This window comes from Nitrosomonas sp. Is35 (assembly GCF_033063295.1).
Classification (GTDB): Bacteria; Pseudomonadota; Gammaproteobacteria; order Burkholderiales; family Nitrosomonadaceae; genus Nitrosomonas.
In genome coordinates this window covers 1554034-1574875 of record NZ_JAWJZH010000001.1, presented here as the reverse complement: position 1 = coordinate 1574875, position 20842 = coordinate 1554034, and the positions used below count along the sequence as shown (strand labels likewise).

20 protein-coding genes and 2 tRNA genes are annotated in these 20842 nt (G+C 46.1%); 10 read left to right on the top strand and 12 right to left on the bottom strand.

The annotated features are described in order from the left end of the window. Positions 1-58: 58 nt before the first annotated feature. The 10 genes from clpX to R2083_RS07210 all read right to left on the bottom strand — a co-directional run bounded on the left by clpX (position 59) and on the right by R2083_RS07210 (position 10304). Positions 59-1336: an ATP-dependent protease ATP-binding subunit ClpX gene (gene clpX, locus R2083_RS07255; protein WP_317530706.1), complete on the bottom strand. Its 1278-nt coding sequence runs from the start codon at positions 1334-1336 to the stop codon at positions 59-61. Positions 1337-1400: 64 nt separating this feature from the next. Then, positions 1401-2042, bottom strand: coding sequence for an ATP-dependent Clp endopeptidase proteolytic subunit ClpP (clpP, locus tag R2083_RS07250; RefSeq protein WP_317538008.1), 642 nt, complete (start codon positions 2040-2042; stop codon positions 1401-1403). 1 nt (position 2043) lies between these two features. Then, on the bottom strand, positions 2044-3348 hold the full coding sequence (tig, locus tag R2083_RS07245; protein ID WP_317538007.1) for a trigger factor: 1305 nt from the start codon (positions 3346-3348) through the stop codon (positions 2044-2046). Between the two features lie 105 nt (positions 3349-3453). Continuing rightward, positions 3454-3538: transfer RNA gene (locus R2083_RS07240), tRNA-Leu, on the bottom strand. Between the two features lie 73 nt (positions 3539-3611). Beyond that, on the bottom strand, positions 3612-4358 hold the full coding sequence (locus tag R2083_RS07235; protein ID WP_317530709.1) for a YciK family oxidoreductase: 747 nt from the start codon (positions 4356-4358) through the stop codon (positions 3612-3614). 164 nt (positions 4359-4522) lie between these two features. Then, complete coding sequence (gene groL / locus R2083_RS07230; RefSeq protein WP_132428222.1) at positions 4523-6172, bottom strand: chaperonin GroEL; 1650 nt, start codon at positions 6170-6172, stop codon at positions 4523-4525. 60 nt (positions 6173-6232) lie between these two features. Then, positions 6233-6523 carry a co-chaperone GroES gene (groES, locus tag R2083_RS07225; protein ID WP_317530710.1) on the bottom strand — a complete coding sequence of 97 codons (291 nt, stop codon included), beginning with the start codon at positions 6521-6523 and terminating at the stop codon, positions 6233-6235. A gap of 291 nt (positions 6524-6814) precedes the next feature. Continuing rightward, a complete protein-coding gene (mnmA, locus tag R2083_RS07220) occupies positions 6815-7894 on the bottom strand; it encodes a tRNA 2-thiouridine(34) synthase MnmA (RefSeq protein ID WP_317538006.1) in 1080 nt (359 codons plus the stop codon). Positions 7895-7898: 4 nt separating this feature from the next. Then, positions 7899-8354, bottom strand: a complete 456-nt coding sequence (locus R2083_RS07215) for an NUDIX hydrolase (protein WP_317532067.1) — start codon at positions 8352-8354, stop codon at positions 7899-7901. A 102-nt stretch (positions 8355-8456) separates the two neighbouring features. Further along, the gene (locus R2083_RS07210) at positions 8457-10304 is read right to left on the bottom strand and encodes an ATP-binding protein (RefSeq protein ID WP_317538005.1); all 1848 of its coding nucleotides are present in this window, start codon (positions 10302-10304) and stop codon (positions 8457-8459) included. Positions 10305-10548: 244 nt separating this feature from the next. On the opposite strand from R2083_RS07210, the gene R2083_RS07205 reads away from it, so the two are divergent. The 10 genes from R2083_RS07205 (at position 10549) to R2083_RS07160 (ending at position 19149) form a co-directional block, all read left to right on the top strand. Further along, positions 10549-10638, top strand: a tRNA-Ser gene (locus R2083_RS07205). A gap of 165 nt (positions 10639-10803) precedes the next feature. Next, positions 10804-12036: a tyrosine-type recombinase/integrase gene (locus R2083_RS07200; RefSeq protein ID WP_317538004.1), complete on the top strand. Its 1233-nt coding sequence runs from the start codon at positions 10804-10806 to the stop codon at positions 12034-12036. 573 nt (positions 12037-12609) lie between these two features. Next, positions 12610-12858: a hypothetical protein gene (locus R2083_RS07195; protein ID WP_317538003.1), complete on the top strand. Its 249-nt coding sequence runs from the start codon at positions 12610-12612 to the stop codon at positions 12856-12858. A gap of 72 nt (positions 12859-12930) precedes the next feature. Continuing rightward, positions 12931-13176 carry a hypothetical protein gene (locus R2083_RS07190; protein ID WP_317538002.1) on the top strand — a complete coding sequence of 82 codons (246 nt, stop codon included), beginning with the start codon at positions 12931-12933 and terminating at the stop codon, positions 13174-13176. A 330-nt stretch (positions 13177-13506) separates the two neighbouring features. Further along, positions 13507-13986, top strand: coding sequence for a hypothetical protein (locus R2083_RS07185; RefSeq protein ID WP_317538001.1), 480 nt, complete (start codon positions 13507-13509; stop codon positions 13984-13986). Positions 13987-14095: 109 nt separating this feature from the next. Then, entirely contained in the window at positions 14096-14371 is a 276-nt protein-coding gene (locus tag R2083_RS07180; RefSeq protein ID WP_317538000.1) for an AlpA family transcriptional regulator, read from the top strand. Beyond that, complete coding sequence (locus R2083_RS07175) at positions 14368-14622, top strand: hypothetical protein (protein ID WP_317537999.1); 255 nt, start codon at positions 14368-14370, stop codon at positions 14620-14622. Before R2083_RS07180 ends, R2083_RS07175 begins: the two co-directional genes overlap by 4 nt. 478 nt (positions 14623-15100) lie before the next feature. Continuing rightward, positions 15101-15712, top strand: a complete 612-nt coding sequence (locus R2083_RS07170) for a hypothetical protein (RefSeq protein ID WP_317537998.1) — start codon at positions 15101-15103, stop codon at positions 15710-15712. Further along, positions 15690-18515 (top strand): DUF927 domain-containing protein, encoded by a 2826-nt coding sequence (locus R2083_RS07165; protein ID WP_317537997.1) that lies wholly within the window; start codon positions 15690-15692, stop codon positions 18513-18515. Before R2083_RS07170 ends, R2083_RS07165 begins: the two co-directional genes overlap by 23 nt. Next, positions 18508-19149, top strand: a complete 642-nt coding sequence (locus R2083_RS07160; protein WP_317537996.1) for a hypothetical protein — start codon at positions 18508-18510, stop codon at positions 19147-19149. Before R2083_RS07165 ends, R2083_RS07160 begins: the two co-directional genes overlap by 8 nt. Positions 19150-19734: 585 nt before the next feature. Here R2083_RS07160 and R2083_RS07155 read toward each other — a convergent pair. Further along, positions 19735-20148 (bottom strand): DUF3617 domain-containing protein, encoded by a 414-nt coding sequence (locus R2083_RS07155; RefSeq protein ID WP_317537995.1) that lies wholly within the window; start codon positions 20146-20148, stop codon positions 19735-19737. 55 nt (positions 20149-20203) lie between these two features. Beyond that, a complete protein-coding gene (locus R2083_RS07150; protein ID WP_317537994.1) occupies positions 20204-20716 on the bottom strand; it encodes a DUF1993 domain-containing protein in 513 nt (170 codons plus the stop codon). Positions 20717-20842: the final 126 nt, after the last annotated feature.

Here is a 20842-nt window from a genome sequence, read left to right as displayed (position 1 = left end):
AATGCCATTATCAAATATGTATAGTTTACAGATAGCACTACCAATCAAGTTTTCCCAATTACTTGGAACGCTTAGCAATTTTCGGCTGATCCGAGTAGATTAAAATTGGTTTGACATCATCATTGGTCGAGTTATAGTCAATGACTACTTTTGTCACATTCTCGAGCGACGGAAGATCGTACATAATATCCAGCAATATTTCTTCAAGAATTGATCGTAAGCCGCGCGCACCTGTTTTACGTGTTAAAGCTCTTTTAGCAATAGCTTTAAGTGCTGGCTCCCGGAACTCCAAGTCAACGCCCCCTTCCATATTAAACATTTTCCAATATTGTTTAACGAGTGCATTTTTCGGTTCCGTTAAAATTTGAATTAATGCTGCTTCGTTGAGTTCTTCCAATGTGGCAACGACTGGTAAACGCCCAACAAACTCAGGGATTAAACCGAATTTCACTAAATCTTCAGGCTCTACTTGTTGTAGTACCTTATTCATATCCTTACGCGCGTGGCTTTTCACATCGACGCCAAAACCAATACCACCTTTTTCGGTGCGCGACCTGATCACTTTATCGAGACCGTCAAATGCACCACCGCAAATAAACAAAATATTGGTCGTATCGACTTGAATAAATTCTTGATTAGGATGCTTCCGTCCGCCTTGAGGAGGAACCATCGCAATGGTGCCTTCGATTAATTTTAGTAATGCCTGTTGCACGCCTTCACCGGAGACATCACGAGTAATGGATGGATTGTCTGATTTACGTGAAATTTTATCGATTTCATCAATGTAAACGATACCACGTTGCGCTTTTTCGGCATCATAATTACATTTTTGCAGTAATTTCTGGATAATGTTTTCGACATCTTCACCTACATAACCTGCTTCAGTGAGCGCTGTAGCATCCGCCATAATGAAAGGAACATCCAAGAGCCGGGCTAAGGTTTGTGCCAATAGTGTTTTACCCGAACCTGTTGGACCGACAAGCAGGATGTTGCTTTTTGATAGCTCTATATCATCGGTTTCGTCTGATTTTGTTACATTTCTCAGCCGCTTATAATGATTATAAACTGCTACAGAAAGAATTTTTTTCGCGGACTCCTGCCCGATTACATATTGATCAAGTATTTGGCAGATCTCACGGGGTACCGGCAAGTTTGATTTGACTAACTTGGTTGCCTCATCGCCTTGCATTTCTTCGCGAATGATGTCATTGCACAAATCAATACATTCATCGCAAATAAAAACCGAAGGGCCTGCAATCAGTTTTCTTACTTCATGCTGACTCTTGCCACAAAAAGAACAATAAAGGAGTTTCTCGCTACTAGCTTTGTCTGGCATATTTTTGTCCCACCGTAATCGAGTTTAGGTAACCGTGTTTAAACAAATTTTGCACAAGCATTTGTTAACTTGCGCTTACATCTCTTTGTGCCAATACCGCATCTACTAATCCATAACTTACAGACTCTGCAGCACTCATAAAATTATCACGATCTGTATCTTTTTCGACATCGGAGACCGGGCGTCCGGTGTGTTTTGCCATGATCTCATTTAATCGAGCTTTAAGATATAATATCTCACGTGCATGTATCTCGATATCCGAAGCCTGCCCCTGAAACCCCCCAAGCGGTTGATGAATCATGACGCGTGAATTCGGTAAACAATAACGCTTACCTTTCGCGCCCGCGGTTAAAAGTAGTGCTCCCATACTTGCTGCTTGACCAATGCATAAAGTACTGACATCCGGTTTTATATACTGCATTGTGTCATAAATGGCCAAACCGGCGGATACCATTCCTCCGGGAGAGTTAATATAAAAATGAATATCTTTCTCTGAGTTTTCAGATTCAAGAAACAAAAACTGTGCAACTACCAGATTTGCACTGGTTTCGGTAACCGGACCCACCAGGAATACGACTCTTTCCTTTAATAAGCGCGAATAAATATCATAAGCCCGCTCACCGCGCCCGCTGGTTTCTATCACCATGGGAATCAACCCCAGGTTCTTTGGTTCCAGATCATGCATGTTATCAAAAATTTGCTTCATTTCAGGATATCCCCATCAGCTCGTCGAAAGTTACAGTTTTGTTAATTAATTTTATTTTTCCGAGCGCCCAATCCACTACATTTTCTTCTAAAGCTAATGATTCAGCTTCTTGCAATCGTTCTGAAGAAGCGTAATGCCATTTAACAACCTGTTCTGGATTTTCATAACTTTGTGCTGCATCTTCTATAATTCTGCGAACTTGTTCGGGAGTAGCTTTCAGTGCATGCACTTTGACAAGTTCAGCCAGAATCAATCCTAGTTTTACGCGATATTCGGCTTTTTCTTTAAAAAGATCCAATGACAGCGATATTTCCTTAGCTTTCATCCCGCGTGCTTCCAAGTCGCTTTTTGCGTTTTGCAGCAACCTTTCTTTTTCTTGATTAATCAATACATTTGGTGCATCGATTTGCGTTGTGCTCAATAACGCCTGCATAATCTGCTCTTTCAGCTTTGACCTGGCTCGCTTGGAAACTTCACGTTCAAGATCTTTTTGTATTCCCTCGCGCAGCTTTTGCTGATCTCCATCGGGGATACCTAACGATTTGGCAAATTCGGCATCGATAGCTGGCAGTACTGGTTCCGCCAATTCATTCAATGTAACTTCAAAAGTAACGGTTTTTCCAGCAATTTCTTTACCATGATAGTCTTCAGGAAAAACCACATCAAATGATTTACTGCTACCAACTTGCATATCAATGAGTGCAGCTTCAAAATCCTTTAGAAATTTTCCATCGCCCAGAATCAAGTACACATCGTTAGACTTACCGCCCGCAAAATCATTTCCGTCGATAGTGCCGTGATAATCTATCTTAACCCGATCGCCTTTTTTTGCGGCGCGATTGGCCGGCTGATAGGCCACACGCTGCTTACAAATCATATCAAGCGTCTTGTCGATATCCGTTTCACCAACTTTCACAGTGGGTTGCTCAATACTTTGGCTACTTAAATCACCTAATACGATCTCGGGGTACACTTCAAATGTTGCGCTTACGGTATAAAGTGTATCGTTTCCATCAGTCGCTTTTGCTTCAAAACGCGGATAACCGGCCACTTGTAAGTTCTGCTGCTGAACAGTGTCTTTGAACTCTTTATGGACCGCATCGTTCAATACATCTTGCTGAACCTGCATTCCATACATTTGAGTAATTATTTTCAATGGGACTTTTCCAGGGCGAAAACCATGCAATTTGGCTGTTCTCGCCAGCCGCTGCAAGCGGTTATCAATTTCACTCTGTAATTTCTCCAGAGAAATTGTGATATCAAAACGACGTTCTAGTGCACCGAGGTTTTCTACATTTGATCCCATTCAAGTTCCCGACTGATTAAATATTTTTCAATATATTGCAATAACATCCGGTTATTTCTTGACATACCGGACAACCGGATAAAAAGATTGCTGCTAAAGATAATTTGGTGCGAAAGGGGGGACTCGAACCCCCACACCTCTCGGCGTCAGAACCTAAATCTGGTGCGTCTACCAATTCCGCCACTTTCGCAAGTCAATTTATTGTAACGATTATACCTTTTAATCCCGCTGATCGCAGCCAGATCATTCAATTACTGTGCTAATTAGCAAGCGATAGTTTGCCCGCTGACACCTTTACTATCCGGCCCCATCAAATACAGATAGGTTGCCATTAAATCTTCCGGGCGGCGCATCGTTTGTTTGACTTCACCAGGATGCGTCATAATCCGTTGAGGTGAATTTACAATCCCGGGCACGATAGAATTCATGCGTAAGTTAGGCAATGCTTCCCATTCATCGGCCTGAATCTTCATCAAAGCGTGAATCCCTGCGTTGGCTACGGCAAAACCACCCCAATACGCTGAAGGATTCAGTCCATGCGAATTTGTAGTCATGATCACACTCGCATCCGGTGAGGCTTTCAATAATGGCAAACACACTTTCGTGACCGCGAAGCGCGCAATCAGGTTCACCTGCAGCAACGAGCGAAACTGTGCAACTGATTGATGCTCCAACGGACTTAAACCTGGTAGCAGTGCTGCATTGTGCAAAATTCCATCCAATCGGCCGAGCTGTTCCGCAATCGCTTGCGCCAGTGTAGCAAAATCTTTGTCCTCGGCTTTTTCGAGATCAAGCGGATAAATTAGCGCTTGCGCTTTACCGAGCGCTTCAATCTCATCATAAACAGTTTCCAGCTTTTTAACTTTACGCCCATGCAAAATCACGGTGGCGCCATGACTTGCATACGCCAGAGCGGCTGCACGCCCTAATCCCTGCCCCGCTCCCGTCACCAGAATAACGCGATCGTGCAAAAGATCTCCGGCCGGTGAGTAGTTTTCAATTTTGTCCATACCGTAGAATTTATCACGGCAATATATTTTCAGATAAAAATATAACGCCTGATAAGTATCTCTATTCCTCCAATCGAAATTCCATTTGCATAAAAAAACAGACTCCAAGAAATATTGGAGTCTGTTTAGTATCAAAACTCTAAGTTGCGTTGGAATAGCACTTATTACATATCCATGCCGCCCATACCGCCCATACCGCCCATGCCACCCATACCGCCACCGGCTGGTGCTTCTTCCTTCGGCAATTCAGCGACCATAGCATCGGTGGTCAGCATCAAACTAGCAACAGAAGCTGCATTTTGTAATGCAGAACGGGTTACTTTGGTAGGATCCAGCACGCCCATTGCTACTAAGTCACCATATTCACTGGTTGCAGCATTGTAACCAAAATTACCTTGGCCTTCTGTGACTTTATTTACGACAACTGAGGGCTCATCGCCGCAGTTAGTGACGATCTGGCGCAATGGTTCTTCGAGAGCGCGCAGTACAATTTTAATACCGGCATCTTGATCATGATTGTCGCCTTTAGTTTTCTTGACAATCGGGATCGTGCGCAACAGTGCTACGCCACCGCCCGGTATTACGCCTTCCTCAACCGCTGCACGGGTTGCATGCAGAGCATCTTCAACGCGCGCTTTTTTCTCTTTCATTTCAACTTCAGTTGCGGCGCCGACTTTGATCAATGCAACACCGCCCGCCAATTTAGCGACACGTTCTTGCAATTTTTCTTTATCGTAATCGCTAGTTGCTTCTTCAATTTGCGTGCGAATCTGTTTCACACGTGCTTCAATAGCTTTAGCATCGCCCGCGCCATCAATAATGGTGGTATTTTCTTTACCGACTTCGATACGTTTTGCTTGTCCTAAGTCATTGAGCGTCGCTTTTTCAAGGGTCAGGCCCACTTCTTCCGCAATCACAGTACCGCCGGTCAAGATGGCAATATCTTCCAGCATGGCTTTGCGGCGATCACCGAAACCAGGCGCTTTGACCGCGCAGGTTTTCAGAATACCGCGAATGTTGTTGACCACGAGTGTAGCCAGCGCTTCGCCATCGACATCTTCAGCAATAATTAACAAAGGCTTGCCTGCTTTTGCAACTTGTTCCAATACCGGCAATAAATCGCGAATGTTGGAGATCTTTTTGTCGTGCAGTAAAACAAATGGATTATCGAGCAGTGCAATTTGTTTTTCCGCGCTGCTGACAAAATAAGGTGATAGATAGCCACGATCAAATTGCATACCTTCCACGACTTCCAGCTCATTTTGCAATCCGGAGCCGTCTTCTACCGTGATCACGCCTTCTTTACCGACTTTGTCCATTGCGTCGGCAATAATTTTGCCGATTTCGGTATCGGAGTTCGCGGAAATACTGCCCACTTGCGCGATTTCTTTCGCTGTCGCACAAGGTTTCGACAGTTTTTTCAATTCTCCGACAGCAGCAGTCACGGCTTTATCAATACCCCGTTTGAGATCCATTGGGTTCATGCCGGCGGCAACATATTTCATGCCTTCTTTGACAATCGCTTGCGCTAACACGGTTGCAGTGGTGGTTCCATCGCCTGCAACATCTGATGTTTTGCTGGCCACTTCCTTCAGCATCTGTGCGCCCATATTTTCGAATTTGTCTTTTAATTCGATTTCTTTCGCAACTGAAACACCGTCCTTGGTAATCGTTGGCGCGCCATAAGAGCGATCCAACACTACATTCCGGCCTTTCGGACCTAGTGTCACTTTAACCGCATCAGCTAAAATATTAACACCGGCTACCATTCTATGACGTGCTGAATCACCAAACTTCACTTCTTTTGCTGACATAACTTTTCTCCTAATCTCTCAACAACATATTGTCTTTAGCGAATAATTGAACCGGTGCAATTAGCCTTCAATTACACCCATGATATCTTCTTCCCGCATGACCAAAAGTTCTTCACCTTGAACTTTGACAGACTGTCCGGCATATTTCCCGAACAATACTTTATCGCCCACTTTAACTTCCAATGGACACACTTTTCCATCATCGCCGACTTTTCCTTTTCCTATTGCGAGAATCTCACCTTGATCAGGTTTTTCTGCAGCGCTGTCCGGGATAACAATACCTGAAGCGGTTTTGCGTTCATCTTCCAATCGCTTGACAATCACACGATCATGCAAAGGGCGAATTTTCATACTGTTTTCTCCTGTTAAAATTAAAAAGCCAAAATTTATGAAATACAAAGTATTTCATGTATAAATCTCTAATAAGTCAGAATACTAATACGCGGGTGAGATGGTGTTAGCACTCATTAACTATGAGTGCTAATAATAGGGGCTTTGACTCGAAATTTCAAGATCAAGTTACAGGAATATTTTCTAATGCATTGTAATAAATAGAATAAAAATAGATTTTGTATGAAAAATTCTATTTTTGTTTTCTACTGTTGCGAACACCAATTTAGGGCATGGCGGTTTTTCCGGCATTTACTCCGCGATGACTCCACCGCCGAGACAGACTCTACTTTCATAAATCACGACTGACTGTCCCGGTGTGATGGCCCATTGCTGTTGAGCGAAATCGATCTGACAATGATTTTGAGCCAATTCAATGATTGCACAGGGAGCATCAACCTGGCGGTAGCGTGTTTTAGCGGCATAGACCCAATTACAGTGCGGCTGCTTACCGCTAATCCAGGTCAAATCAGTGGCTTTCAACGATGGACGGAGCAAATCCGGATGATCATGGCCTTGCACTGCAATCAATACATTCCGGGTCATATCCTTGGCAGATACGAACCACGGCTCATCGTTGCCATCGCGTGTGCCGCCGATGCCGAGTCCTTGCCGCTGGCCGATGGTGTAATACATCAATCCCACGTGCTGGCCGATCACTTTGCCTTCTGGCGTTTGAATTTCCCCCGGTTCGTGCGGCAGATAGCGATTGAGAAACTCACGGAAAGGGCGTTCGCCGATGAAGCAAATACCGGTACTGTCTTTTTTGGCAGAATTGGGTAAGTTCAATTCCTTAGCGATCTTGCGCACCTCGCGCTTATACAAATGCCCGACCGGAAATAAGGTATTGGCGAGTTGTGTTTGATTGAGGCGATACAAAAAATAACTTTGATCTTTAGTGCCGTCTTCGCCCTTCAATAACTGAAATACGCCACCAACTTCACGCACCTGCGCATAGTGGCCTGTTGCAATATAATCCGCCCCCAGTTTATGCGCATGATCCAGAAAAGCCTTGAATTTGATTTCGGCGTTACACAGCACATCGGGATTGGGCGTCCGCCCCGCTTGATACTCGGCCAGGAAATGGGAAAAAACCCGGTCTTTGTATTCAGTGGAAAAATTGACTACTTCAATCGGAATATCGATAACATCCGCAACCGATACCGCATCGAGAAAATCCTGGCGGGAAGAGCAATATTCATCGGTATCGTCGTCTTCCCAGTTTTTCATGAACAGACCAACAACGTCATAGCCCTGTTGCTTGAGCAAGTACGCCGCCACAGACGAGTCAACACCACCGGACATGCCAATGACAACACGGTACTTTTTCATCGCATTACGACTCATAGTGTGTCAGCAGTTCCAATGGATAGCGTTTACCTGCCAAATGATCACGAATACATTGCATCACCAGCGGACTGCGGTGCTGCTGAATCATTTGATTCACTTCATCCAGACTATACCAAGAAGCCTGCAAAATGCCCGTATCCAGTACAAGTTCCGGATCGTGATGCGTCACATGCCCGCCGAACGCGAAACGGATATACGTAGTATCGACGCGATGCGAATGCCATTGATAAATGCCCACCAGATATTCGGGAACAAAGGTATATGCCGTTTCCTCCAGCGTTTCCCGTATGGCGCCTTGAATAATGGACTCTCCCGGATCCAAATGCCCTGCCGGCTGATTTAAAAATAAACCGGCGCCAGCTTCGGGTTCTTCCTCAACCAGCAGGTATTTACCATCGTGTTCAACAACGGCCGCAACCGTCACATTGGGTTTCCAGATCATCATTTTGGGTATATAGAATTAGCGTGTGCGATATCCAGCGGCAATATGCTGTGTGTGTAAATACTGCGTATTATCGCATTGCCGCTCTGAAATCTGGTGGAATCAGGCAGAATTTTTACCATCCTGCGGTTGGATCAACTGAATTGAGGAAAACTGCTGCAATATTTTGTCCAGTTGCGCAACGTCAAACGGCTTGCTGAGATGCCCATCCATCCCGGCGGCAAAACATTCTTGCTTGATGTGATCCAGTGCATGGGCTGTCAAGGCCACAATGGGTACGGGTGTTAAATTTTTTTGCTGCTCAAGCGCGCGTATTTGCCGCGTCGCCTCAAATCCATCCATAACGGGCATGTTACAGTCCATCAGAATCAAATCGAAGCGCCGGGAAGAAAAGGCGTCAATCGCTTCGACACCATTATTAACCAAGGTCACTTCACAGTTTAAACGCTCCAGCATCGCTTTACTGACTAACTGATTCACATCGTTATCTTCAACCACCAAAATGCGGGGGCGATCTTCAGTCACAGTTTGGGATCGCGTTTTCGGTAATTCATTGGGTTTCGCTAGCGCGGCGCCGGTAATTTCATAGCGCAACGGCAGGCATGCGCAGAACCTCGATCCCGCGCCGATTTCACTGGATACCGTAATGGAGCCGCCCATCAATGATAACAAGTTGCGGGTGATCACAAGCCCAAGCCCGGTACCGCGAATATGTTGAGTCGCTTCGCCGACTTGCGAAAACTCCTGGAACAGCCGTGCCTGATTCTCGGCGGAAATACCAATCCCGGTATCCGTTACCGTCAGCTCCAATGCAATACCGCTGCGATCTGTAATCTCTGTGCAACTGATCAATAATTTAACCTCACCTTGCTGAGTAAACTTGAATGCATTGCCAAGCAAATTAAATAAAATTTGCTTGATCCGGTCCGGATCGCCAATCAGGTTATGGGAAGGATGACAATCGAAACTGACTATGAAATTTACCGGTGTTTCTTTTGCTTTGGTGCGAAATAATGCATGAACCTCATCAATCAATCCAGGCAAATCAAACGAACGGTTCACGATACTCAGTTTGTGCGCCTCTATTTTGGCAAAATCCAGAATATCATCGATAATCCGCAGCAGAGTCCGTCCGGAATTACGGATTACATTCAAATGATTGACTTGCTCCGGGTTTAGCCGGGTCGTTGCGAGTATCTCCGTCATGCCCAGCACACCGTTCATCGGCGTGCGAATTTCGTGACTCATCGCCGCCAGGAAAGCCGATTTCGCTCTGTTGGCATTCTCCGCTTGCAGCCGCGCTTGCTCTAAATCCACTGCTTGCTTTTCCAACTGAACCGCCTGCTGCCGTGCAATCCAGTAATTCTCATGCTGCAACTTACCGTTGTGCACGGAAAAAACAAAGTAAGCCAGTCCGATGATCAGCATTACCCAGCCGCTATCATCGGGAATAAATAACACGAGACTGATCAAGCTCGGTGCATAAACCAGCAGGGCAAAAACAAGCATGAGGCGGATGCGCGGCGAAGTCGCTGCGATACCCCCGGCGATAAAACCCACCGTGGAAATAATCGCTAGGATTGCCCCGTTATCGATGGCATTGATCGATAGAAAAATCCAGCTTAGGAAAACACCCCAAGTGAATGAGGTTGCAATATAGATCGCTGAAATTGACCATTCAATCCGGGATTGATTATTTAAATGCGAACCGGTTACCTGCTTATAAATGATTAAACGCAGTATGGCTAAAGCCAGAAAAATCATAACGAAGACAACGCTATACGGCTGCGCGCTCAGTACAGTCGACGTCAATATAATGGCACTGCAACAGAGCACATAAAACATCCCACCCCACCGCATGCGCCCCGCCATATCCCGATTGGTGCTGATACGTACCCGTTCAAGACTTGCCACCTCCGGATCCGACCAGAAACTTTTGCTATGCTTCAAAATACGTTTATTCCTACGTCCAAATGACATCGGCTCCACGATATTGCTGTTGATAAGGAATTTAGAAATCAGAAAATCAATATCAATTCATAAAATTAAAATGAAGAGGTAAGATAAATCTGAAAATGATCATCATAAAGAATAAATTAGTTTAGTTCCATCGGGAGTTATTTTATTCGCAATTCAATGCATAGAAACTAGCCAAAAAGTACACTAATCGGTATGATGCGACCTGTAAGTCAATGGAGGTGTGGCCGAGCGGTTTAAGGCAGCAGTCTTGAAAACTGCCGTAGGGGTGACTCTACCGTGAGTTCGAATCTCACCGCCTCCGCCACATTCTCTTCCGTGTAAGTCCAAGCCAATCCACAAAACCCAGCAATAGCGACACTTAACTAAATATTCCATTCCGTATCAATCCAGAATAATCCGCTAGAAGCCAGTAAAAAAATGTGGTAAAAAGTGTGGTAACTTTTTTTACCACACTCTGAGTTACCACATTATGGCCATAAAAGAGGCACTGACTGACTTAGCTTGCAAGAATGCAACCGTTGAAGGTGGCAAGATACGCAAGCTGCACGATGGCCAAGGGCTATATCTTTGGGTTTATGAAGACGGCCGCAAGTATTGGCGGCTGCGCTATAAGATTCATGACAGGGAAAAATCTTTATCCCTTGGCGTTTATCCTGTTGTAGGGTTAAAGCAAGCAAGGCAGCTTGCACAAGTTGAGCGTGTCAAGCTGTCCGGCAATATCGATCCATCCATTGATCGCCAGATCAATAAGCAGAAAGCCAAGGAAGCCGCCGCCAATAGCTTTGAAGCTGTCGCCCGTGAATGGTCTGCCAAGCAAACACACACTTGGGTAAAAAGCCATGCAAAAGATGTACTGAGACGGCTTGAAAGCAATGTGTTTCCCTATATCGGAATGTACCCTATCAGCACGATTGAAGCCCCGCAATTGCTAAACATGATCCGCATCATTGAACAACGCGGTTCTTATGATCTGGCGCATAGAGTGCTGGGGGTATGCGGGCAAGTATTCCGCTATGGTGTATCGACAAGCCGTTGCACCCGTGATCCTTCCGGCGATCTACGCGGCGCACTTACACCACACAAAAAGAAAAACCAGGCCGCCGTCAAACCGGAAGAGCTGCCGGAACTACTGCGGGCAATCGCTACCTATGAAAACATCGGTGACCGCCAGACACAGCTTGCCTTGCGATTGCTGGCTTTAACCTTCGTCCGCACCAATGAACTGATTGGCGCGTTATGGGAAGAGTTTGATTTAACCAATGCGTTATGGATTGTACCGGCTACACGCATGAAGATGAAAACCGAGCATGTAGTACCCCTCACCCATCAAGCACTGACCATACTGACTGAATTGAAAACCATCGCCGGGGATAGCCGCTACCTGCTGCCCGGCAGAAACCCAAACAAACCCATCAGCAATAATACTTTGCTCTTTGCCCTGTACCGTCTTGGCTATAAAGGCAAAATGACCGGGCACGGCTTCCGGGCGGTTGCTTCCACTGCATTGAACGAATCCGGCCTATTCAACCCCGATGCCATTGAGCGGCAATTGGCACACGGAGAAAGGAATGAAATCAGAGGCGCATACAATCGGGCGGAATACTTACCGGAAAGGAAAAGAATGATGATGTGGTGGGGTAACCATATCGAAGCATTGGAAAAGGGAGCGGAAGTCATTCCGCTTTTCGGAAAAACGGTTTGACTTTCTCAGTATCTTTTTTGTGTTTATGTCCTACCCCCTATTTTTTGAGTAGGGCAAGTAGGGCGAGTAGGGCGGAATCGTCAAGAATGTCTTTGTTATTGGCTTATAGCCGCCCTACTTTTCCATGATGGCCATCGGAATCAGTAGGGCGCGCCCTACTTCCAAGGGTAATTCATCGCTTTTTCGCTGCAATTCTTGCCCTACATTTCTGGATTCCGCAGCAAGTTTAACTGCGAAAATGCAGCGCGAAATGTTCCTGTTGCCGCCCTTCACCATGAGCAAAAAATAACTAGAATTTAATTATGCGATGGCATAAATAATTATACGAAACTGTACAAAAATGCCTGAAACATCGCCGCAAGCCGCATGAATATTGAGTCTCCCACTTTTGCAAAATTATTTTTTCAATTGCCAATAACGTACGTTATGTTAAATTCACTATTTTAACGATTACCCACTTTTTATTAAAATAAGTTTACTTTATTAATATAATTTCCCACTTTTGATTAAAGTTGCTTTACACACATAGTTCTGCTACCCTTGAAACTCTCATGCGCGCGCGAAGGAATTGATATGACACCGCAAGATTTTAAAAATGGTTTGGATAAATTAGGCTGGAAACAGAGTGATTTTGCATCGGGTACAGGGGTTTCCCGTGTCAGTGTCTGCAATTGGGCGAACGGTTCAGCACCCCTACCCGTATGGGCACAGCGTCACCTTCAACTATTGCTAACACTCCATGATTTAACCGCTACCCTACTCGAACCGCCCACGAAGAAAGCACGCCAAGCGCGGCGTGAAGCTGCCGATTCTGCTGATTAAAATATTTAGAAATCGCGGCTTTTATTGGTTCGGTTTCTGAAGGGATCCACACAAAGACCAAGCACACACGCAATGCATAAATTATCAGACCACATCAAGCTAGCAGCGGATACCTATTTTGAAGAAACGGGAAGCAGTGAGTTGAATGCTCACTGGATTGCTGAATTCTTTCAAGACTGTGGCTTACAGGATAACTATCCATCACAAAGCCTGATTAATTTTGCAAACCTGGTACAGAAAGAATTGACACGAAACGAAGAGCAAGCCGCCAAGAAGACACGCTTATACTTGGACAAAATCATCGATTCAATAAAGTGATCGCGGTGCACTGTGGATGCTCAGAATGGATTCATATCATCATTGTAAACCATTTATTTAAGCCATTCTACATTTTTTAACATTCAAATTTACCCGCAAATCTACCCGTTTTTTGAAAAGCACCCCCCTATTTTTCATGCCGATTGCCTAATATTTGGGCAATAGATTTCATGCTTCAACTGCCAAGAATTCAAGAAAATTTTTTGATTCGAAAAATTGAATTGCCCTGTAGAATATTTCCGATCACCCCATAGTCCGGCCAGATGAAAACGGTTTCCTTCAACCGCCTGGGGTGTCCTATCTGAAGGATGCACTTTTGAAGGGGGTGTTATGTCAGTAAGTCTTCCTGATGAATTAATGAAGCTTTATTTAGATGAATTAGAGAAAGAATTCTTGGCGGGCAATAAGGCTATTATTTTCCATGCAATAGGGTTTTGCGGGAATGAGCAAATAATTATGCCTGAATGGGTAGTATCTGCATTTCATTCAGCAACAAATGATTGGTATTCACTAAAAGCAAAAACCTTAGATGAAGCTTTTAATTGTTCATGGCCAAAAGGTAAACATATTAATGCTGCCAGAAAAAAGCGTAAAAATTCCCCTATTGTCTATAGCGAAGTTATGGCCGCAAAAGAGAAAGGAATTCCTATTGATATTCATTTGTTTGAAGGAATTGCTTTAGAGCTGAATATTAATAAGACAGATGCAATTATTTATTATTCTGAGTGGAAACGTAAGATGGAAAATCCAGGGGCCGTACGTGTATTTGATGCCTTACTAGAACCTTATAAGGTGAAGTATTACGATTAATACCGGGAAAAATCAAAATTTCCCGGTTTTATTTCTAAGTTTCACAAGTTTAATCTCTTTGGCATGTATCCATATTCATGGATATGAAATCAAATGTTAAGGAGAATCAATGAATCAAACAGCACCAACCCCGCAGCACCACTTAAACCCTGATGCCGGGCAATCGCCAGCAACATCAACAACTGAGCGGCTTCTACCCCTTCCTGAAGTCGAATCACGATCCGGGTTCAAATCCAGCTTCATCTATCAGCTAATCAAAGAAGGCAAATTCCCCAAACCAATAAAGATTGGAGCGGCCAGCCGATGGCGTGAGTCTGAGATTCAGCAATGGATTCACGATCAAATCAATGGTGCATCCGGCAAGAATGCAGAGGTGCAAGCATGAGCAATCAGCTATCCCCTACTGACCTGATGCTGCAAGCACGGGACACAGCAGAAACATACTTCAATCAGTCTATCCGAATCATTGATTCAAAATTCGGTGAAGGCTACGCCAAAGCACACCCGGAATTGATCGCTGGATTTATGAAAACCGCAGCATCAGATTTTCATACCGCGATTCTGAATCAGAAACTAGATGATCTGATTGCGGAAGTTCGTGATTCATTCACGCTGAGCCGGGGTAATCATGATTAATCAAGTTATCCCCTTGGTATCGGCAGAGATCGCCGCATCGTGTGGTTGCAGGTTATCGCCGCCCGCGCCCGGTCAAGTGCGTGACCTGTTGCAATTATGGGTTGCAGATCATCCGGGACATACGCGGAAGCAGCATGTTTTTGCTTACGATTTTTTCAAGTGGTTAGAGCGGCGATCAATAGGGAGGCATTCAAGATGAATGACTTCCTGTTGACTTTGCCCGCTTGCTGGGTTTATGCTCACTGTGCCATTGCAAAATCAATGGACGGGTTTGACAGCCTGTTGGATAAGCGGATATTGCCGCTATGCGGCATTTTTTATGTCCGTTATTTATTTGCCCTTTGTTTTTATGGGTGGGTATTTTGGGGAGCCGAAAGGCTCGCCGGTCTTATCCCCGGTCTGTCAACCCGATCTATCCGCCCGCCCGTGTCTCGCACGGGTGGCGGTTTTATCGAAACCGTTCAAAGGAGCATAAATCATGACAACAAGCAATCAAATCCCCGCATCAGAATCAGCAACGGTCAGTAACATCGAGCGCCTGAAAGAACTTGAGCGTGCCCGCCTGATAATTTCAAAATGCATTTCTGTTATTGGTTTTATCGACTGCGGTGAAATGATGGAACAAGTTAATGGATTGACTCGCACTCTTAGCTTAAGCTGGGAACAGATGTTAGGCGCTTTCTTGGTAGTTGAATCAGTAGTTCCTTTGGTGCGTGAAGTTCGGGAAATAGTCATAAAAATGTCACCGTGCGAAGAAATAACTCATGATATTTGTCGGTCGACTGATGCATTCTTTTTTATGACAAGCTTTTCCCTAAAATTAGCTCGAATTCATCTTGATAAAGCGAGAGACAGAACGATACTTTTTCGCAAAGATGTTGAAGTTTGCAAAATGGTTGGATTACCTACCGAGTGGAATTCTCAGGAAGAATGCTTTTCTATGGATTCAATTGGCATTTGCGGTTTATTCCATGTGATGCAATTAACAGACGACAGGGCGGGAGATATCTATGAAGGAGTCAACGCACTTTGTGAATTAATTTCTGAGACTCTTGAGGGTGATGGTAATGTCCACGATTCCCTTCATTAAACGGATTGCCTCCGCTGGGCTGGATAACATCGATGCCATTTTGCGGCATTGGTTGCCCAATGGCCAGCGTCAAGGGCATGAATACCTGCCGCTGAATCCGAAGAGATCGGACAGCGCGCCGGGTTCGTTTTCAATCAACTTGAACACCGGCGCATGGAGTGATTTTGCTTGCGATGCGAAGGGGCTTGACCTGGTGGCACTGGTTGCCTATCTGGAAGGCGAAACCCAAGGAAAGGCCGCCCGCCGCTTGGCGGTTTTTCTGGGTATCGAACTGGAAGAAAGCAGTCCGCCAAAATGCGCCGGAAGCGATTCCAAACCATCCGGCAACGGTAAGGCATCAACCGGCCGTAAAGAATCAGGCAGCGTTAAGAATCCCGGCGGTGATGATGACGGCTGGCAGTGCATTATGCCGGTTCCCGATGATGCACCCAAGCCGCCGGCCGCACACCCGAAACACGGGAAGCCGTCAAAGCGTTATCCGTATCATGATCCGGATGGCCGCGTTAATTTCTATCATTACAGATATGACAAGCCCAAGGGTGAAAAAAAGCAATTCAGCCCGCTGACGCTTTGGCAAAAAGGCAATAAGTACGAATGGCGGTTTAAGGTTCCGCCAGGATTGCGCCCGGTGTACGGCTTGCCTGGATTGCTGCAATTCCCTGATGCCGCTTGCTGGTTTACCGAAGGCGAAAAGGCGGCCGAAGCCTTGCAAAAGCTGCTGCCCGATCATCCTGTATTGTGCTGGCAAGGCGGAAGCCAAGCCGTGGAGAAATCGGATTATAGCCCGCTTGCCAGACGTGATTGCGTGATCTTCCCGGATTACGATCTACCCGGTAAGAAAGCCGCCAATGATTTGATGAAGCGGTTAACGGCTGCGGGTGCGCGCTCGGTACGGGTGTTGGATGTCGACCGATTGGAACGCGCAGCCGGTGAACCATTGCAGCCGGGAGACGATGCCGCCGATTTGGTGGCGTGCGGCTGGGATGCTGCCCAGTTCGGTGATTTCATCAAGCGTGAGGATGCATTCCTACCTGATGCCAATCCCGGCGCCGGGCAATCAAAGCCAGTCAGCAAACCGGAAGAGCCGCAAGCGGAAGCCGTGCAACGGGGATTTGAATTGTTCGATGACGGCCTGTACTTTCTGGAACCGACTAAAGACGGGCGGTTACGCCGCCGCAAGGTGTGCGCACGGCTGGAAGTGCTGGCATTGGCAAGGGATACGGATTCAAGGGAATGGGGTACGCTGGTTCGTTTCGCCGATCCGGATAACAAGGTTAAGCAATTGGTGATCCCTGCCCGTTCGTTCAATGGCGATGGATTGGAAGCTTCAGGCCGTTTGTTATCCGAAGGCTTGACCATCGCGCCCAAGTCCCGGCAATTGGTCATCGAATACCTGCAAACGCAAAACCCTGAGAAACGGGCAAGGATAACCAATCGCACCGGCTGGCATGGTATCGGTGATGATTTAGTTTTTGTCATGCCGGATGGTTCCATAGGGCAATCCGATGATGAGTGGCTATTTAGTGATAGCAAGCCTGATTCCAGTCTATTCCGGCAACGTGGCACGCTGAAGCAATGGCGGGAGCATGTAGCTGCCTTGTGCGTAGGCAATAGCCGATTGACGTTTGCGGTATCCGTTGCCTTTGCCGCGCCGCTGCTGCATCTGATCGAAATGGAATCGGGCGGTTTTCATTACCGGGGCACTACTTCCAGCGGCAAGACTAGCGCTTTAACCGTTGCCGGTAGCGTGTGCGGTTCACCTGAGTATTTGCAGCGGTGGCGGTCAACGGATAACGGACTGGAAAGCACCGCCCTTTCACATTGCGATGCAATCCTGACCTTGGATGAATTGAAAATGATCGATGCCCGGATTGCCGGGGAATCGGCTTACATGCTGGCGAACGGTGCGGCCAAGGTTCGGGCGAACGTGACCGGCGGCGCACGCAGTACCGCTAAATGGCGGTTGCTGTTCTTATCCGCCGGTGAGTTGAGTCTAGCCCAGCATGTGGCGGAATCTGGCAAGAAAACACCCAGCGGCGCTGAATTGCGCATGGCGGATGTTCCGGCCGATGCCGGGCAAGGGTTGGGCTGCTTTGAGAATCTGCACGGCTTCGAGAACGGGCACGAATTCGCCAAAGCATTGAATGCGGCCGTCAATAAATACTATGGGACGGCCTTCCCTACTTTCATTGAACAAGTACTGAAACACCGGGAAACGTTGCGGGAATCGCTCTTCGATGCCCGGCAAAAGTTCGAGAAGGCAACGCTTAGCAATGCCGCCAGTGGACAGGCGCAACGGGTAGCGGCAAGGTTTGCCCTTGCGGGTGCTGCGGGTGAGCTGGCTACCGATTGGGGCATTACCGGCTGGCAGCCGGGTGCATCGATGCAATCCGCCATCACTTGCTTTAAGGCTTGGCTTCAGGCTTTTGGCGGTGAAGGCAATAAAGAAGATCGGGCAATGATTGCACAGGTTCGCCACTTTCTGGAATTGCATGGTGAATCACGGTTCACCGATATTGAACGCACTGTGGTTGACGATAACCACACACCGCGCACGATGAATAAGGCGGGGTTCCGTGAAAAGAATCATGAAAGTAATCTTGAGTATTACTGCTATCCGGAAGTATTCAAGGCGGAAATATGCAAGGGCTTTGATTATAAGGCGGTTGCGCGATTGCTGATCGACCGGGGATTTATGAAAGGCGATGGGAAGAATCTTCAGCCTAAAGTTAACTTGCCGGGTGAAGGCCGGAAGCGTGTTTTTCATATCCTTCCAACAATCTGGGAGAGCGAAAGTGATTGATTGGGATGAGCTGATTAGGGCGGAAAACGATACTGAAACATCGGAAAACACCCCCAATAGTAGGGCGCGCCCTACTGATTCCGATGGCCATCATGGAAAAGTAGGGCAGCTAGAAACCAATAACCAAGACGTTCTTGACGATTCCGCCCTACTCGCCCTACCTGCCCTACTAAAAAATAAGGGGGTAGGATTTGAACAAGAAAATCATGCGCCCGGTGAAGGGGTGGCTTCAGATAATTATTGCGCCACGAAAACGCATCCGATTAATCCGATTGCCGTTACCCTGCTATTAACCTGTTGCAATAAAGCAACATTCACCAAAGAAGAAACCATTGAAGCAATCATCAATCTTCAAACCATCCCGCAGTCCGAACAGGTCAGATCATGGGCGATACTTTGCCAAAAGTATGGCATCAATCCCCACAAAGTCATCCACCCATTCATCCGATCATCAAACAAAGGCACAAGCTGCCAAGGGTGTAAGCACATAGAAATGCAAAAGATCGCCACCGACAAGCGCCCTGTATTCAGATTCACTTGCAAACAACAACACCCAATGCTTGAAGCATTCTATGTGGGCGAACGTGTGTTGATTGCACCCGAATCATGCGGTGATTACCTGCCTACTGCATGACCTGGGGCGGTTCAAAAGTCTATCCTTTCAGGTTTCGAGACCGTTTGTTGCATCTAATTTTTTTATGCGGGAAATCGGGACGGGGGGTATACCTCAGTCATGACACTACCGGGGGCGGTCAAAATCCCTATAGCTTAGTAAGGTCTAGACCGCTCTCAGCCTACGTTTGCAAAAAACCGCATTTAAATAGGGGGGGGGGTTAAAATAGCCATTGCCTAGAAATTAAGCAAATTAACTGCCTAAAAACCAGGCAGCGATTAAAAAAATGTGGTAAAAAACGTAGTAACTTTTTTAAACTCAATAATAAATATTCATAATTACATGCAGTTATGAACTGAGTGTGAATGCCACCGCCCCGATTCAGGATTCATGCCGTTGAAATCCTACGGCATATAAATTTCCATCAATTGTCCCTGCCAAAAAATTTCACTTTTTCCTGCTCGTTTTAAAAGCAATCGTAATCTGCGATTAAATCCGGTCTGGTGTTTCAGTATTATTGGCTACTGGTGCGAGGCATTCGCTACTGAAATTATGATTGGTTTGAAAATGAATGTTTCTTAATGGCAACAGGGAATTTTTGCTTTTTTAACAATCGCCAATCCGTCGGCCCGTGTATGTGTGATCTATTTCCATGGGTTCCGATTCAGGCATTTTCATTTTAATGACAGCGGAACCTTTATATTTATCCGAGCTGAAAATAATTCTTCCCGCGCCATTCATTTTCAGCTTACCTTTGCACTTCATTTGCCATGAAGCATCATTATCGATAATTTTATAATCAAAAAATTCACAGGACTCATGCACAGCAATGGGCGGTTTTCCCTTGGTTTTATCATTGACGCAAATAACATCGGTATGAATAGGCATCGGCGTCATGATGTGCGGCATTATTGTCTGCATGGTGACCTCCCATTTGCCTTTCGGAAATTGCTGAGCATGAGCGCTGAATACAGACAATAAAATTGCGATTGATACACCATAATTAAGTAAATGTTTCAACTCGCTTCCCTCATAACGCCGATAAGAAATGGCACGGCCAGTATTGCATCAGCACTTAAAAGCTGCCCATGAAATCGCCTTTGCCGACATCCAGTCCGTTGTGCCGCAGAATCGCGTAGGCAGTAGTGACATGGAAGAAAAATTGCGGCAATCCATAATTGATCAGGTAATTGTGCCCGATCATCTTTTTCTCTTTCGGCGTGCCCGGACGCAACACGATTTCACGCGTTTCGCTGCCCTCGAACTGTGCGGGCGTCAGGCTTTCGATAAACGCTAACGTCTTAGCGATGCGCGCCTGTAAATCGGCGAAAGTCTGCTCATTATCTTCATAGGCTGGCACCTCCACTCCCGCCAACCGGGCTGATACACTTTTGGCGAAATCGGCAGCCACTTGCACCTGGCGGACCAGAGGAAACATATCGGGATATAGCCGGGCGTTCAGCAATACGGCCGGTTCAAATTTTTTCCCGGCGGCGTAGGCTTCCGCTTTGGTCAAAATGGCGCTTAGGCTGGTCAACAATTGCTTGAAAACGGGTACTGAGGTTTTGTATATATACGAAGTAGTCATAAAAATATTCCCTGTTAATAATTGAGTGCGATGTGATGTTGTGACATTCAGTATCTCATGATTATGCCGGATTGCGTGCGCACAGCGGTTGCACTACTGCGGATATCCGGTGAATACAACTTAAAA